General features: G+C 54.0%; 13 protein-coding genes and 1 riboswitch. Of the genes, 6 read left to right on the top strand and 7 right to left on the bottom strand.

Annotation, left to right across the window (positions count from 1 at the left end; translation table 11 throughout):
* Window positions 1–74 precede the first annotated feature (74 nt).
* Window positions 75–1,580 carry a hypothetical protein gene (locus BEN30_RS09460; RefSeq protein WP_139134947.1) on the bottom strand — a complete coding sequence of 502 codons (1,506 nt, stop codon included), beginning with the start codon at window positions 1,578–1,580 and terminating at the stop codon, window positions 75–77.
* A 162-nt stretch (window positions 1,581–1,742) separates the two neighbouring features.
* On the opposite strand from BEN30_RS09460, the gene BEN30_RS09455 reads away from it, so the two are divergent.
* Complete coding sequence (locus BEN30_RS09455) at window positions 1,743–2,666, top strand: DMT family transporter (protein ID WP_069958102.1); 924 nt, start codon at window positions 1,743–1,745, stop codon at window positions 2,664–2,666.
* Here BEN30_RS09455 and BEN30_RS09450 read toward each other — a convergent pair.
* Window positions 2,623–3,210 (bottom strand): RBBP9/YdeN family alpha/beta hydrolase, encoded by a 588-nt coding sequence (locus BEN30_RS09450; RefSeq protein ID WP_245649032.1) that lies wholly within the window; start codon window positions 3,208–3,210, stop codon window positions 2,623–2,625. The two genes, BEN30_RS09455 and BEN30_RS09450, sit on opposite strands and share 44 nt — an antisense overlap.
* Window positions 3,211–3,361: 151 nt before the next feature.
* Window positions 3,362–4,423: a LysR family transcriptional regulator gene (locus BEN30_RS09445; RefSeq protein ID WP_084005343.1), complete on the bottom strand. Its 1,062-nt coding sequence runs from the start codon at window positions 4,421–4,423 to the stop codon at window positions 3,362–3,364.
* Between the two features lie 273 nt (window positions 4,424–4,696).
* On the opposite strand from BEN30_RS09445, the gene BEN30_RS09440 reads away from it, so the two are divergent.
* From BEN30_RS09440 to rpe, 4 genes are all read left to right on the top strand, one after another.
* Complete coding sequence (locus tag BEN30_RS09440; protein ID WP_069958099.1) at window positions 4,697–6,076, top strand: ribulose-bisphosphate carboxylase; 1,380 nt, start codon at window positions 4,697–4,699, stop codon at window positions 6,074–6,076.
* A gap of 112 nt (window positions 6,077–6,188) precedes the next feature.
* A complete protein-coding gene (locus BEN30_RS09435; protein ID WP_069958098.1) occupies window positions 6,189–7,004 on the top strand; it encodes a CbbQ/NirQ/NorQ/GpvN family protein in 816 nt (271 codons plus the stop codon).
* Window positions 7,005–7,214: 210 nt separating this feature from the next.
* A complete protein-coding gene (locus BEN30_RS09430) occupies window positions 7,215–9,497 on the top strand; it encodes a nitric oxide reductase activation protein NorD (protein WP_069958097.1) in 2,283 nt (760 codons plus the stop codon).
* 361 nt (window positions 9,498–9,858) lie between these two features.
* Entirely contained in the window at window positions 9,859–10,518 is a 660-nt protein-coding gene (rpe, locus tag BEN30_RS09425) for a ribulose-phosphate 3-epimerase (RefSeq protein ID WP_069958096.1), read from the top strand.
* Between the two features lie 64 nt (window positions 10,519–10,582).
* Here the strand turns inward: rpe and BEN30_RS09420 are convergent, their stop codons facing one another.
* Together BEN30_RS09420 and BEN30_RS09415 are read right to left on the bottom strand one after the other, a co-directional pair.
* Entirely contained in the window at window positions 10,583–12,061 is a 1,479-nt protein-coding gene (locus tag BEN30_RS09420; RefSeq protein ID WP_069958095.1) for a RimK family protein, read from the bottom strand.
* A gap of 17 nt (window positions 12,062–12,078) precedes the next feature.
* Window positions 12,079–13,200 carry a GNAT family N-acetyltransferase/peptidase C39 family protein gene (locus BEN30_RS09415; protein WP_245649031.1) on the bottom strand — a complete coding sequence of 374 codons (1,122 nt, stop codon included), beginning with the start codon at window positions 13,198–13,200 and terminating at the stop codon, window positions 12,079–12,081.
* Window positions 13,201–13,323: 123 nt separating this feature from the next.
* A riboswitch (cobalamin riboswitch) is annotated at window positions 13,324–13,536 on the top strand.
* Between the two features lie 47 nt (window positions 13,537–13,583).
* Here BEN30_RS09415 and BEN30_RS09410 point away from each other — a divergent pair.
* A complete protein-coding gene (locus BEN30_RS09410) occupies window positions 13,584–14,282 on the top strand; it encodes an energy-coupling factor ABC transporter permease (protein WP_069958093.1) in 699 nt (232 codons plus the stop codon).
* A 75-nt stretch (window positions 14,283–14,357) separates the two neighbouring features.
* On the opposite strand, the gene BEN30_RS09405 is transcribed toward BEN30_RS09410, so the two are convergent.
* Complete coding sequence (locus BEN30_RS09405; RefSeq protein ID WP_069958092.1) at window positions 14,358–14,849, bottom strand: universal stress protein; 492 nt, start codon at window positions 14,847–14,849, stop codon at window positions 14,358–14,360.
* A gap of 4 nt (window positions 14,850–14,853) precedes the next feature.
* Window positions 14,854–15,621 carry a TIGR02186 family protein gene (locus BEN30_RS09400; RefSeq protein WP_170827011.1) on the bottom strand — a complete coding sequence of 256 codons (768 nt, stop codon included), beginning with the start codon at window positions 15,619–15,621 and terminating at the stop codon, window positions 14,854–14,856.
* Between the last annotated feature and the right edge of the window lies 1 nt (window position 15,622).

Genomic DNA, 15,622 nt, shown 5'->3' with positions numbered 1-15,622 from the left:
CCAAAACGTCAGCTATCCAAACAAAAAGGGCGGTCCAAACGGGCCGCCCTTTTTATTTATCCCTCAGGTGAAAATCATCGCCCCGAGTTTGAGAGCGCCTCGGCACCACCGAGAACGTTGAGCTCAAAAGCCTGTAAGGCCATCGGGCCGCTGACTTTGATTTGTTCGGACAAGTCTTGAAGGTTAACGGGCGGGGTGGATTTCAGCTCAACGCGCAAAGCGTCGGGGTTGGTAAGGAACGCAATCAGGACCCTTTGTGCTTTCTCGGCGGCTTCTGCACCATGGGTGGCGGTGATGATTTTCGCCGCTTGCTGGGCGTAAGCTTCGGCCACCTGGGCGGGTTCCGCGTTCAATTGCATGGCCTGAGCACCCAAAAACTTCTTCAAGATGCCTTCGTCTTGGTATTGCAGGGCAAGTTGGGCAATGGACAGGTCCTTAAACATGGCCTTCAACTCTGCCTGCGCTTGAACCATTTCGGGTGACTGTTCCGGGGCCTGTTCCGGCGATGAGGACAGAGCAGGGGCTTGCTTTAAGGCCATTTGTAGATCATCCAAGCTGCGCAGTTCATCAAGCTCAGGCAGCCCCGAAAGGGCAAAGTTTAGGTCGATGCTGCCCGCTTGCTTCAAGCCAAAACGGAGCGCGCTGACGCTTAGGGTGTGTTGGTCTGGATCAAAATCATAGCTTGTTTTTATATGAACGTTGATTTGATCGATGCCCAACACGGCCATCATCGCCTTGCCTTTGGGGCTGTCCATTTTGGAGGTATCAAATTCAAACCCCTTGATTTCCAGAGTGCTCTGCAACGGCATCAGGTCAACCATTTTGGTGTCGGTCATGGACATTTCAGCCATTTTAAGCATCACAGGTTCTTTTAAGTTTTCAGGATCTGAAAGGTTGGCAATCGTGTTTTCATAGCGCACTGAGCCGATATAATCATTTGAGACATCGGTGCCGATGATGCGGGAAATGCTGAGGTCTGCATGTAGGGGCGCAACCTTCTTGGGCTCGCCCGTGAGGTTGTCTATGAGTCCTTGAGAGGTTTGTTTGATGGCCAAGATGATCTGGATGTCTTTGGCTTCGTAGCGGTCAACCTTATACGGCAACAGCATTGCCTTAGTCGCCTGACCCAATCGGCTGTAATCAAATCCGTAAATCTCTGCATGGGGTAGGGCGCCGCTCATCACCATCGAGGTCGACAAGGGGCTGGGCTGCTGAGCATCCGCAGGCGAGGTGATGGTTTGGACCATCTCAGCGCCGAATTCGATGCCATCTGCATCGATACGACTGATCTTATTGCCGCCAAAAACGATCTCCCGAAGCCCAGAGATGGTCATCGTCTGAACCGTTTGGGTGCCTATACCTTTGAGGTCAATACCATCTGTTTTTGTATTGTTAAACTCAGGCAGTTTGCTGAGATAAAGGTCAACTTGAACCTTATGAAGTTTGATCTCATCAGCAAAAAAATCCACCTCATGCCCTTCAAAGCTTGCGGACTTGACTGAGGGCGATGATTTGGCAAGGTCATCAAAATTATTGTGCACGGCCGTACGGACCTTGTTGTCGATCACAAAAAAAACCACCGACACCCGCCCCAACCAATGCTAAGACGACCACGCCGCCGACCAACCCTTTGTGCATAAACAACTCCTCATTCCGCTTGGATAATTTATAGTGCAAAATCATATCGGAATTATTCAGGGTGCGCTATCACAAGTTGTGCTTTCTGCCGGGACGGACCAACCATGATGATTGATACCCACCGCCATAATATGCAGGGCATTGCGTTGATTTTGCTGGGCGCTTTGTTGTTGTCGGTGATGGATGGGGTGATCAAAATTCTGCTGGAACGCGATTTTAGCGTTTTGCAGATTCTGGCCGTGCGCAGTTGGTTTGTGGCCCCCGTTATGTTGATTTGGGCCTGGCGGTCGCTGCCCAGCGAGGCGTTGCGTACAAAACGGCCCGGATTGCATTTTGTGCGGGTCTTGGTGGGATTTTTTGCTCCGCTCGCATTTTTCAAGGCGTTGCAAACGATGGCTTTGGCGGATGCCACAGTGATCTTTTTCGGCACAACCTTTGTGATGACGGCCTTGTCCGTGCCGCTGTTGAAAGAGTATGTGGGGCCGCACCGTTGGGCCGCTGTTATCGTTGGTTTTGTCGGCGTCATGATCGCGGCCAACCCCGGGGGTGACTTTTTTCAAAGCGGAGCCGTGTATGCCTTGCTCGCCAGCTTCGCCTACGCCGTGTTCATGCTGATCACCCGGTGGATGGGCCGCAAGGGTGACGATGTGGGCGAAGGGGCGTTTAAGCAGGTTCTGTATTTTAACGTATGGGTTGGCGTGGTCGCCAGTACCCTTATCTGGGCCGACTTTAAACCCATGTCGGCGATCGACGTTGGCTGGGTGGCTTTGGCGGGAGCCTTTGCCGTGGCTGGACATTTGAGTCTGACCCGTGCCTTTTCCATCGCGCCAATCGGTTTGGTGGCGCCTTTTGAGTATTCGGCGATGGTGTGGGCCGGGTTGATCGGATTTGTGCTGTGGGGGCACGTTCCGGGTTTGTCCACGGTGGTTGGGGCAGGGGTGATTGTCGCCAGCGGCCTGTATCTGTTGCACCGAGAAACCCGGATCAAGCCCGCGACAGCTGCTCATCCTCACGGTATAGATCTGTAAGCAGGTCCCAGCCTTCTTGCCAGTCTCCTAAATGCGAGTCCGCGTTGATGTGACCGCGTGGACCAACATTGGTGTATTCGGCGCCCCACGCCGTGGCGAACAGTTTGGCCCTTACGGGATCGACGTATGGGTCATTGGTGCTGGCGACGACGGTCGAGGGAAAAGGGAAAACGGACAGCGGCATAGGCGCAAAAACGTGTGTCTCGGCCGGGGTATGGGCCTCAGAATCCACATCTGCAGGGGCCACAAGCAACGCACCGCGGACAGGTAGATTGGACACGCCGCCGTTTCTTTTATGGGCTTGAGCCACCCAGTGCGCCACCAAAGCACAGCCGAGACTGTGGGCCACCAGCAAAGGCGGGGTTGCACAGGCGTGAATGGCCAAGTCCAAGCCCGCCAACCAGCTTTCCCGTTCGGGCAGGTTCCAATTGACGGATTGAACAAACTCACAGCTTGCATGACGGTCATGCCAATGGGTTTGCCAGTGTCCCGAGTCGGACCCACCCAGCCCCGGAACCATTAAAACGGGCGTGTCATTTTCCACTCTTTTTTTAGTCCTACGGTTATGTCTTGATATTTACGCATGCACCAAGCAATTGTACTTGCGCAACCATAATTGCGTAAATACACGCTCAAGACAATCTCTGTAGGATGTGTGCTGGATTAACATTAAGGCATTGAGCCAAAGTGGACGCTTATTTGCGCGGGGCCGGGGGGATGGGCTTGCCGTCAGGGCCCGTCAAAACATACTTGGGGCGCGCTGGAGCGTATTTGTTGTTTGCAGCGGAAGGCGTTGGGGCCTTCAGCGGGGGCATCTGGGGCGTCTGTAACTGAGCGGCATCACGCAGCGTTGGTTCTTTGTTGAGAATACCGGCCGCTTCCTGGAGCAAAAAGTCCTTAAAGGCTTGCGCGATGGGCGACAGTCGTTTGCCTTTACGGTGCATCACGTACCAATGTCGCATAATCGGAAAATGCAAAACATCTGGCGCGCTTAGAAGATTTAGTTGAAGTTCATTCTGAATCGCGTCGCGGCTCATGATGCCCAGTCCCAAGCCCGCTTGCACGCTGCGCTTGATGGCTTCGTCTGAGCTGACCTCCATGCCCATAATCATGGGAATATTGTGTTGGGTGAAAAACAGTTCCATGGCTTTGCGGGTTCCCGAACCCACTTCGCGGACCAAAAACACTTCGTTGGCCAGACGTTTCAGTTGGATCGATTTTTCCCGCGTGAATGGATGGTCGGCGGGGGCAATCAGAACCAGGGGGTTTTCCATGAACGCCCCCGATTCCACGTCCACGTTTTCCGGCGGACGGCCCATGATCACCATATCGACGATGTTGTTTTCCAACTGGCTGACCAACTGTTCTCGATTGGTGACATCCAGTTTGACGTTGACGCCGGGGTAGCGCTCACAAAAGATCTTCAGAAGCTTCGGGGCAAAATAGTGCGCCGTGGTGGCGACCGAAATGCTCAAGGTGCCGCGTTCCAAGCCGCTGAGGCTGGTCAGCGCCGTTTCCATGTCATCAACCTGCTGAAGAATCGAGCGCGCAAATTTACGCACTTCGTGACCTGATTCAGTGAGGTGGATTTTTTTCCCCATTTGTTCGAACAAGGCTTGGCCCAGTTGCGATTCCAATTGCTTGATTTGCATGGACACAGCAGGCTGCGAAAGGTTTAACTGTTCCGCTGCACGGGTGAAGCTGAGGTGATTTGCGACGGCGGTGAAAGCTTCTAATTGTCGTAAAGTTACGTGCATGTCGTTGTATTTCATTTAATTTTTTAAAAAAGCCAAGCAGATCATGGTGTTCGCGCATTACTATAAGCAAATATTATGCTGATCATCAATATAAATGAATTCTTTTATGCACATGTGCCCCGTATAGTCTGCGCCACTTGAAGGGTGGTTCTACACGGTGTTGAACACAACGCCCTCCAAACAGAAACAGAAACCTAAGGGAAGGTGCTGGTCCCAAGCGATAACCAAGCGGGACCTTCACGCAATCGAGAGACATGAAGAGAGGGGCCTATTATGGACCAGTCCAATCGTTACGCAGACTTGAGCCTTAAAGAAGACGACCTGATCAAAGGCGGCAACCACGTTCTTGTTGCTTACTTGATGAAACCGAAGACCGGCTACGGTTACCTTGAAGCCGCCGCTCACTTCTCTGCTGAATCGTCCACCGGCACCAACGTTGAAGTGTCCACCACGGATGACTTCACCAAAGGTGTTGACGCGCTCGTTTACGAAATCGACGAAGCCAAAGAAATCATGAAGATCGCCTATCCGGTTGATCTGTTCGACCGCAACATCACCGACGGCCGCGCGATGATCGTGTCGTTCTTGACGTTGGCCATCGGCAACAACCAAGGCATGGGCGACATCGCCTACGCCAAGATGCTCGATTTCTACGTGCCGCAGAAATACCTGCGTTTGTTCGACGGTCCGTCCAAAGACATTTCCGATTTGTGGCGCATTTTGGGCCGTCCCGTGGTCAACGGCGGTTACATCGCCGGTACCATCATCAAACCGAAGCTGGGCCTGCGTCCGAAACCCTTTGCCGAAGCGGCTTACCAGTTCTGGCTGGGCGGCGACTTCATCAAAAACGACGAACCCCAGGGCAACCAGGTGTTCTCGCCGATGCGCGAAACCATTCCTTTGGTCTATGACTCCATGAAGCGCGCTATGGATGAAACCGGCGAAGCCAAATTGTTCTCCGCCAACATCACCGCTGACGATCACTATGAAATGATGGCCCGTGGCGAATTCATCTTGAACACCTTCGGCCCGGACGCCGACAAGGTTGCGTTCTTGGTTGACGGTTATGTGGGTGGCCCCGGTATGGTCACCACCGCTCGTCGTCACTTTGCCAACCAGTACCTGCACTATCACCGTGCCGGTCACGGCGCTGTGACGTCGCCGTCCGCAAAACGCGGTTACACCGCCTTTGTGTTGGCCAAAATGAGCCGCTTGCAGGGTGCTTCCGGTATCCATGTGGGCACCATGGGCTACGGCAAGATGGAAGGCGATGCGACCGATAAAAACATCGCTTACATGATCGAACGCGACAGCGCCGACGGTCCTTTCTATCACCAGGAATGGTATGGCATGAAGCCGACCACCCCGATCATTTCGGGCGGCATGAACGCACTGCGTTTGCCGGGCTTCTTCGAAAACCTGGGCCACGCCAACTTGATCAACACGTCCGGTGGCGGTTCCTACGGTCACATCGACAGCCCGGCTGCGGGTGCGATCTCGCTGCGTCAGGCTTACGAATGCTGGCAGCAGGGCGCTGATCCCATCGAATTCGCGAAAGAGCACAAAGAATTTGCGCGCGCGTTCGAAAGCTTCCCCGGCGATGCCGATACGATCTTCCCCGGTTGGCGCGAAAAATTGGGCGTGCACAAATAAGCTTGCCCAAAGTTCTTTCGAGAACGCATTCTTTGCAAAAAGGACCGGGCGTGGTGCAAACTGCTCCCGGTCTTTTTTCCTCCGCCCTACATGTTTGTAAGGATTCTAAGTTATGCCCAGCCATGAAATAGACGTTTTACAGTACCAGATCACTCAAGAGCCGTATTATCAGCCCACCGGAAACGAAGTGGCACTGTATGAGGCCGCTTATGCCGAACGTCTTCCGGTGATGGTCAAGGGCCCCACCGGGTGCGGTAAATCACGCTTTATCGAATACATGGCATGGAAGCTCAAAAAACCGCTGATTACTGTGGCGTGTAACGAAGACATGACCGCGTCCGATTTGGTGGGGCGCTATTTGTTGGATGCCAACGGCACCCGCTGGCTGGATGGCCCGCTGACCGTGGCGGCGCGTATCGGCGCGATTTGTTATCTGGACGAAGTGGTTGAAGCGCGCCAAGACACCACCGTCGTCATTCACCCGCTGACCGATCACCGCCGCACGCTTCCGCTGGATAAAAAGGGTGAATTGGTCAACGCCCACGCCGATTTCCAATTGGTGATTTCCTACAACCCCGGTTATCAAAGCCTGATGAAGGACTTAAAACAGTCAACCAAACAGCGCTTTTCCGGGCTGAATTTCGATTATGCCGAAGGCGCTGTCGAGGCCGCCATCATTGCCAAAGAAACGGGAACCGATGAAGACACCGCCGCCAAGCTGGTGAAAATCGGCGCCACCGCGCGCAATCTGAAGGGCCACGGCCTGGATGAAGGCATCTCAACGCGCTTGTTGGTCTACGCCGCACGCTTGATCAAGCAAGGCATCAACCCCAACGCCGCATGCCGCATGGCTTTGGTGGCGCCCATCACCGACGATGCGGACATTGCCGCAACGTTGAAGCACACAATTGATGCCGTTTTCGGCTAGGAATTGTTTTTTAACCACAGAGTACACAGAGCACACAGAGGACCCTAAGACAGCAAAAATTCATCTCATCGAAGATCTTTAAAATGGCTTTTTGATAGAGGTGAGGGCGGTTTTGAAGATCATCTCTGTGACCTCTGTGCTCTTTGTGGTTCAAAATGAAGCTTATGTATTTTTTTACCAGCAATTCACCTTGCAAAAAGGCTATTTGCGATGACCCTCAACCAAGCCGAACTGGACGAACTGCGCAGCCAACTCACGTGTGGGTTTGAGCAGCTCGACACCGCGTTCGCGGGGTGTATGGAAGACGCTGTCCAGCGCCTCAGCCCGCAAGGTGTGCGCACCTTGTTGGACGGCGCGTCGCTGATTTGCATGATTGGTCGCGGCTTTGAGCCGGTGCAGGTTTACCTGGCCGAAATGCCCGAAATTGCCGAGCGTCTGGGCGAGGGTGTGATCGAACAGGTCTCCCAATCGGTGTGGAAGATGTCGCGCACCCCCAACGGCAAAGCCATCTTGCCGTTTTTGCAGACTTTGGGCGAAGCCGCCCGGCGCTTGCGCTCCCATGACTTGTTCAGCCAATACATCGACACCCTGTTTGCCTTCATGGAAAAGACCACCGGTTCCATCCACGGTTTTCACACCACCATTCCCAGCCCCGGTCTGCCCGAAATGCTGGCGCATATGCCGTATCTGTTGAGCCAGTTGTCACTGGAAGGCCTGAAAAACTGGATCACCTACGGAGCCACCCATTACCTCAGCCATCCGGAACGGCAAAAAGACTATTTTTCGTTACAGTCCGCAGATTCCAAAGCGATCTTGCAGCGCGAACGTCACGGCACCTTGTTCGCCGACAACGAACGCAAAATGGGGCTGTATATGAAAGGCCTGTGGAGCGAGCACGACGCGCATTTTGTGCCGTATTCGCTGGGCTATGACGAACTGCGCAAACCCATGCCGTACTTTGACGAGCTGGGGTTGCGGGTGCCCGATGTGTACGATGACTTTGTCCGCCCCGGCACCGGGTTGCGGGTCAAGGGCACGGATCGTTACCGCGTTTTGCTGGCCCACATGGCCGCACACCGGCGTTGGACCCAGGCCATTTTCGCCGACAATTTCAGCCCCTTTCAACGGGTCGCGGCGGAAATGTTTGAAGATTGCCGGGTTGAGCATCTGGCCATGCGCGAATATCCGGGTCTGGTGAATTTGTTTTTGGCTCTACATCCCAGACCCATCGAAGGCGATTGCAACCCGGAAATTCAGTCATGCATCCGCCATCGTTTGGCGATGTTTTCCTATGCCGTGTTGGACCCGGACCACGGCTATGAAAACAAAGACGTGATTGAATACGCAGAGCGCTTTTTGGACGAAATGAAAAAGGGCGAAAGCTCGACCCAAGAGATTGCCAATTTGGCGATTTCGTTTATCGCCCGCACGCGCCGCCAGCAAGACCAGTCGGCTCAAGTCTATTTCACCGACACCGAAGTCAATTACAGAGACGACAATCGCCACATGTGGAAATACCACGAGCTGGGCGACGAAGAAGAAATGTTTGACCAGCAAGAGCGCAACGCCAAAGACCAAGACAGCGAAGACGAACAAGGCTTGCCGCCGCGTCATTATCCGGAATGGGACTACCTGTCCAAAACCTACCGTCCCGATTGGGTGAGCCTGTACGAAAGCCTGCACCCCATGGGCGATGCCGGGGTGATCGACGGCTTGCTGGCCAAGCACGCCATGCTGGCCAAGCGTTTGAAACAGATCTTGGATCTGCTGAAGCCACAGCATTACGTGCGGGTACGCTACCAAGAAGAAGGCTCTGAGCTGGATTTGGACGTGGCCATTCGCTCGCTCATCGATCTCAAGTCCGGGGCCCAACCGGACCCCCGCATCAACATGAGCCACCGTCATGACGGCCGCGATATCTCCGTCATGTTGCTGTTGGATTTGTCCCAATCGGTGAACGAGATTCCTGAAGGCTGCTCGCAAACCATTTTGGAACTCAGTCAGGAAGCGGTGTCTTTGATGGGCTGGGCGGTGGACTGTTTGGGTGACGAGTTGGCGATTGCCGGGTTCTCATCCAATTCCCGTCACGAAGTGCGCTATCAGCACATCAAAGGCTATTCACAGTCCTGGAACGATGAAGTCAAAGGCCGCTTGGCCGCCATAGAAGCGGGCTATTCCACCCGCATGGGCGCGGCCATGCGCCACGCGGCGCAGACCTTGTCGCAACGCAAATCGGATAAAAAACTCATGCTGGTGCTGACCGACGGCGAACCGTTCGACATTGATGTATCGGACGAACGCCACTTGATCGAAGACGCCCGCAAAGCGGTTCAAGAACTCGACCAACTGGGGATTTATACGTACTGCATCAATCTTGACAAAAAGGCCGACGACTACATTGGCGACATTTTTGGGAATCAATACACCGTTATCGACAATGTTGAACGGCTGCCGGAAAGATTACCGCAACTGTTTATGTCCTTAACCAAGTAAAGACCATTTAAATGGGCAGCAGGTGACTACCCAATAGGGTTGGGAATTGCGAAAAAGTACTTAAATTCTGCCGTTTAAGGCTTTGTTGCGTTGACTTTATTAGGAAACTGCCATACAAGAAAATATGTTCATTCGTCGGTGAAAACCGATTGGGTAGGGGGCTTACATAAGCTGCCAATACAGACGTTGAAGACGTTGAATGAGCTCCGGATCGCGGAGGTTCTGGGCGACGAGTAAACCTGGGGAGGTCCGCTCGCACCTATCCCAGAACCACCCGGAAGGCCCCCGTCTCTGGCGGGGGCCTTCTCTTTCACAACAGAGCTTATCGCTCCTTAAATTTGGCCCCATACGGAGAACCGCCATGACTGATTACGTCAAAATTGCTCCCAGCATTCTGTCTGCTGATTTCGCGCGCCTCGGCGAAGAAGTCAAAGCCGTTGACGAAGCGGGTGCGGATTGGATTCACATCGACGTCATGGACGGTCACTTTGTGCCGAACCTGACCTTCGGCCCGCCCGTAATCGCGTGCATTCGTCCGTGGACCAAAAAATTCTTCGACGTGCATTTGATGATCGACCCGGCGCAACCGTTCTTGGAAGATTACGCCAAAGCCGGTGCCGACCAAATCGTCGTTCACGCAGAAGCCGACAAGCACTTGGACCGTTCCATCCAGGTGATCAAAGGCTTGGGCAAAAAAGCCGGCGTCAGCCTGAACCCGCACACCCCGGTGAGCGTGCTGGAAAACGTCATTGATCAGCTCGATATGGTCTTGATCATGAGCGTCAACCCGGGCTTCGGCGGTCAAAGCTTCATTCCCGCCGCACTGAACAAAATCACCCAGGTCAAAGAAATGATCGCGGGCCGTCCCATCGACATCCAAGTCGACGGCGGCGTCAATGCAGCCACCGCCAAATCGGTTGTGGACGCGGGCGCAACCTGCTTGGTCGCTGGCTCGGCAGTGTTTAAGGGCGATGATTACGTTGCCACCATCAAAGCCATCCGAGACGCCTACAGCGCTTAAATCGCGCGATTCCAGAAACACGAAAGCCCGCCTTGGTTGGTTAACCGGGCGGGCTTTTTGTGGCTTAGGTCTTGTGGTTGATGCGGTGGATGAACTCGTTGAGAATCTTGATGTAAAGTTCGTCCTTGATGACTTTGTCTTCGACGAAACGATCAAGTGACGGGTTGTCGTTGACTTCGATCACAAATAGACCTTTATCGGTTTGTTTGAGATCCACACCATACAATCCATTACCGATCAGGGCGGCAGCGCGGGTGGCGGTTTCGACCACGCCGGGCGGCGCTTGATCAATGGCAAAGGTCTTAAAAGTACCTTGGCGGAAGGTGCCGTCGGTGCTGTGGTTAACGATCTGCCAGTGATTGCGCGACATCATATACTGACAGACATACAGAGGCTCGCCGCGCAACACGCCGACACGCCAATCGTAAGCTGTGTAAATATATTCCTGGGCCAAAATCAGCCGCGAGCTTTGCAGCAATTCTTCCCCAAAACGCATGATTTCTTCAGCGTTTTCAGCCTTGTGCATACCGCGGGAAAAAGAGCCGTCGGGAATTTTCAAGATGATCGGATAGCCCAGTTCACGGACCAATTCGGGGATGATTTCGGGGGTGAAATTGTGCCGATTGATGGTCTGGGTTTTCGGCGTTGGCACGTCATGGCGGCGCAGCAATTCATGCAGATAAACTTTATTGGTGCAGCGCAAAATCGAAGTCGGATCATCAATCACCGCCAGCCCTTCTTGTTCAGCCTTGCGGGAAAACTGATATGTGTAATGATCAATCGACGTGTTGGTGCGGATAAACAGGGCGTCAAATTCAGGAATCCGCCGATAATCTTTTTTGGTGATCAATTCGACGTCGATGCGCAACGACTGGCCGACGCGGATGAACTTATCCAAGGCTTGCGCATCTGATGGCGGCAGCGCCTCGTCCGGATCGTAAAGAATGGCCAAGTTGTAAAGCGCCGATTGACGCGAACCGCCCGGTATCTTGCGGGTGCGGGTGTAGGCTCTGACGGCGTCAAACAAGATGTGTCCCATATCGTCGGGAACCTGATGCAGGCCCATCGGATGGATTGACGAAATTTTCCAACGTTTCCCTGGGGTTATCTCAAGACGCAAAATGGGAAAGCGAAACACGTCAAAACATTCCGCCGCCAAGCGCTTAAAGCGGGGATCGTTTGAGCGTCCAAAAAACACCGTCAGGCTGAACGCATCTTCGGGCGGATCGGTCAGGCGTTTGATGATTTTGTTGAGCATGGATTCCAGTTCGGGAATGGCGAACGAATAGAGGTTCTTGCGTGCCAAGCTCAAAACATCGGCCACCGTCGGCATGGGCAACTGGCCCCGTGCCTCGGCCAACAAAGAGCAATAATACCCGGCGCTCAAGTAGTCGTAATGGCGGCAAAAGTTGATGATGCGCGTCGGTTGACGACGGATTTTGTGGTCTTGGGTGAGAAACGCCTCAGCGCTGGTGATGTTGAGACCTTCTTGCGACCACGTCCAATCACTTGGTCTGTCAACGATGATGATGTAACGAGACACGAGCGAATAAGCTCCTCTCAATGGGGGTGAATAACGATGGCTGAAAAATGCTTGCGCCGACCAAATCGCAGCATGCGTTCAAATTCTGGCAGCGTGATGGGAATGCCGATGCAGTCCGTTTCGGTGCGGTTCTCGGGAATGTCCACAAACGGGTCGTTGACGTAGATGAAGCGCTCATCATGGGCGGTGGCAACCACCCAATGGGGCGCTTTGTCACCGCTGAGACGATAGGCGCTGATGAGCACGATGGGGATCGCCCCTTGATCCAAAAGATCGCACAGGTCGTGCGCCGTCAGCGGCGTCTCCGCCACTTTCATGCCGGCGGCGGCGAGTTCGCTTTGAAAACCTTCTTCAACCAAGCGGATGACGTTTTTTTTGTCCTCACTGCGCACAGAATCGATGAACATTTCGGTTTCGTCGCTGGCGGAAACATCAACTTTAAAACCACGCTTGTGCGCCGCCAGCGCAAGGCCTAAGGGACCGCACCCACCATGGCCTGAGGTCATGAAAATGGTGGTTGCCTCCCGCCACAATTGCAGTTCCAACTGGCGACTGGCCTCAATCGATTTATCTTGCGCGCGCATGGCCATGATCAGGCAGGCCGGGCCACAGGTGAATTCCAAACTTTGGGCAAAATAGGGAACCCGATCCAAGTCTCTGGACAGGTGGGGGGCCAAATGCTTTTCCATGCGCACGGCGGCGGCGTGGTCTTCGTAATAGTCCGATTCAATGGCGAAGGCGTGGTAGCCGACATCGGCATAAAGCGCCTGGGCGGCGGCGTTGTTTTGGTGAACTTCGAGACGCATGCGCGTGGCCCCTTGTTCCAGCGCCCGCGCTTCAGCCGCCGCCAACAAGGCGCGACCAATGCCTTTGGCGCGCAAACGGGGATCGACGGCCAGGGAATACAGCCGCGCCAAAGAGGTATTCGGGTGCAGCAACACCAGGGCATAGCCCTGCAAAACGCCATCGACGTCATCGACAATCAGCGGTGCGCGGCCTTTGGCCAGGAAATGGCGGAAACTGCGCGCTGAAAGACGATCCGTCGCAAAACAGCGACTTTCAAGATCCACAAGGGCCGAAACATCGGCAAGAACACCATCGCGCAGCATGATTTTATGACGCCAAGATAGGGATGTCAAAATGACATCCTTGAGAGACTCTGACGCATTCCACACTGATAATCAAAGACTATTCGCGCCCGCATCTGTAAAACCACACTGGTGTGAACGTTGAAATGCCTTGCCATATGCTGAGGGCTCTGCCAAACATAGATATGCATAGGTTCTAAGCGGGCAAAGCCTGCTGGATGAAAAGGGAACATGGTAGGGATGACCTTGACGGGTCCTGAACCATGGCTGCCCCCGCAACTGTTAACGGTAGTTGACTTGCACATGCCACTGAGGCTTCAGTCTTGGGAAGGCGCAAGAAAACTCTGATCCGTGAGCCAGGAGACCTGCCTGTGTGTGTTGTGGCCCCGATGAATTGGGGCCGTGTACGGCGGGTACGAAAGGATAATTTACCCATGCATATCGAACCAGGCGTCGTCGAAGGCGCAAAAATCACCCTCAGCTTTGCCACCGCAGCCGGATCCCTTGGATTTGCCGCGAAACTGGCTGTGGATTCCATCAAAAACAGCGGTGCCGTGTCCAAAGGGATTGTCTCCCTGGGCATGCGCAGTGCCATTGCCACCGCATTGGTGTTCAGCTTTTTCCAAATCTTACCGCACCAACCGGTTGGCGTGTCGGAAGTTCACTTAATTCTCGGCTCGACCCTCTTTTTGATGTTTGGCGCACCGGCTGCGGCAATCGGTCTCACCTTGGGATTGTTGGTCCAAGGGCTGTTTTTCGCGCCGTTCGATTTGCCCCAGTTGGGCATGAACTTGACCACCTTGCTGGTGCCGTTGTTCGCCATGAGCGTTTTGGCGAAGCGGGTCATCCCGGCAAACGTCGCCTATAAGGATGTCACCTATGGACAAGCCTTAAAGCTCTCGACGGCTTTCCAAGGCGGCATTGTCAGCTGGGTGGCGTTCTGGGCGTTTTACGGTCAAGGTTTTGGCGCAGAAAACGTCGCCAACGTCGCCGCCTTCGGCGCGGCCTATATGACGGTCATCGCGGTCGAACCGTTGGTGGACTTAGCCGTATTGGCATCGGTCAAAGGCTTGCACCGCTTCAAAGACAGCGGCGTTCTCAACCAACGTCTGTTCCAGGGCGCGGGTGTCTAAGCACGGCGTCATTTAAAATGACAAAACGGCCGACGCTGCATGCGTCGGCCGTTTTTTGTACGCAAAAGCTTTCACTTAAGTGATGTTGTCGATTTCTTCATCCGTCATGTTGCCGGGCACTACGGTGACGGGAATGTGCAGGCGACCAGCTGATTTATCGACAAAATAGCTGACCAGCGGACCGGGGCCGTCTTTGCCCGTTGCTGCGCCCAAGACCAGCAAGCAAATGGTTTTGTCTTCATCGATCAGTTTCAGCAGCTCTTCTGAGGTGTCGCCATGGAGCAAATGGACGATGGGTGTTTTTCCGGTGGCTTGCACGACCCGATCAGAATTCTCCGCCAGCAGGGCTTCCGCTTCTTCGCGGGCCTCTTCCTCCATCAGGTCGCCAATGGCCATCCAATGCTGAAATTCGGCAGGTTGGATCACATGCACCAAAGCCACCCGCCCGCCGACGCGTTTGGCGCGTTGACAGGAAAAACGCAGCGCACGGCTCAGCTCAGGACTTTTGTCGACCACGCACAGGAAGACAAATTCTTTATCACTGTTCGCGGTTTGGGCGTCGTTCATGGTCCTACCCCCTTTTCTTGAACACGGCGTTCGCGGACCATCCTGCCACCACTGCAATCAAGATAGCAAGGAGCCCGTAAATTAAGGCATGATCATGGGCGAAGCTAAAGATTTCCGCTTCAAGACCGACCTTGTGCACTTGTAGATTGGTCGTGTTGTGAATTTGGATTTTTCCATCCTGAACCAAGTAGGTGTCGACCGCGTAATGGCCGACATGCACGTTGGCGGGGAACCATAAATTGGTGCGAAACAGCTGTTTGCCGACCAAATCGACGGGACTGTTTTTGCTCGAATACAAAGCCCGACGCACCATGTTGCGGATCAGGCCAGCCCGGAAATTCTGAATGGTGGCTTCATCTGCGCCATCGGGAGCCGCAATGGCTTTGAGGCCTAAGTGCTCGGTGCCGATTTTTTCGTGCTCAAGAACGGCCTTGGGCAAGATAAACTCAACGGGCTTGGTCGCAGCCAAGGCATAATACGTCGGCGCCTTTTCAAAAATCACTTCATCGGTGTTGACCCAAACGCCCATAATGCGCTCTTTCAGGCGCATTGACGTGTCTTTTTCCGGGCCGCGAACCACAACAATGATATCACCATCGGTTTGCTTGGCGCCAAACAACAGCAGCTCAGAGCCTTCGAAAGACACATCCAAACGCACATCAGGCTTGGATAAATCGACGTCTAACTGAGACGCACTGGCAAATCCGGAGGAGAGGAGAAGGGCGCTTAAAACCATCAAACGCTTAAACGTTAGCATCATTGCGCGGGTCATT

This window comes from Magnetovibrio blakemorei (genome assembly GCF_001746755.1).
GTDB lineage: Bacteria > Pseudomonadota > Alphaproteobacteria > Rhodospirillales > Magnetovibrionaceae > Magnetovibrio > Magnetovibrio blakemorei.
This window is presented reverse-complemented; position numbering and strand designations above follow the sequence as displayed.

Bases quoted from the DNA above. Each gene is read 5' to 3' on its own strand.
- BEN30_RS09445 (WP_084005343.1), bottom strand. From the start codon at position 4,423: ATGCACGTAACTTTACGACAATTAGAAGCTTTCACCGCCGTCGCAAAT.
- BEN30_RS09400 (WP_170827011.1), bottom strand. From the start codon at position 15,621: ATGACCCGCGCAATGATGCTAACGTTTAAGCGTTTGATGGTTTTAAGC.
- rpe (WP_069958096.1), top strand. From the start codon at position 9,859: ATGACTGATTACGTCAAAATTGCTCCCAGCATTCTGTCTGCTGATTTC.
- BEN30_RS09455 (WP_069958102.1), top strand. From the start codon at position 1,743: ATGATGATTGATACCCACCGCCATAATATGCAGGGCATTGCGTTGATT.
- BEN30_RS09430 (WP_069958097.1), top strand. From the start codon at position 7,215: ATGACCCTCAACCAAGCCGAACTGGACGAACTGCGCAGCCAACTCACG.
- BEN30_RS09405 (WP_069958092.1), bottom strand. From the start codon at position 14,849: ATGAACGACGCCCAAACCGCGAACAGTGATAAAGAATTTGTCTTCCTG.
- BEN30_RS09410 (WP_069958093.1), top strand. From the start codon at position 13,584: ATGCATATCGAACCAGGCGTCGTCGAAGGCGCAAAAATCACCCTCAGC.
- BEN30_RS09435 (WP_069958098.1), top strand. From the start codon at position 6,189: ATGCCCAGCCATGAAATAGACGTTTTACAGTACCAGATCACTCAAGAG.
- BEN30_RS09440 (WP_069958099.1), top strand. From the start codon at position 4,697: ATGGACCAGTCCAATCGTTACGCAGACTTGAGCCTTAAAGAAGACGAC.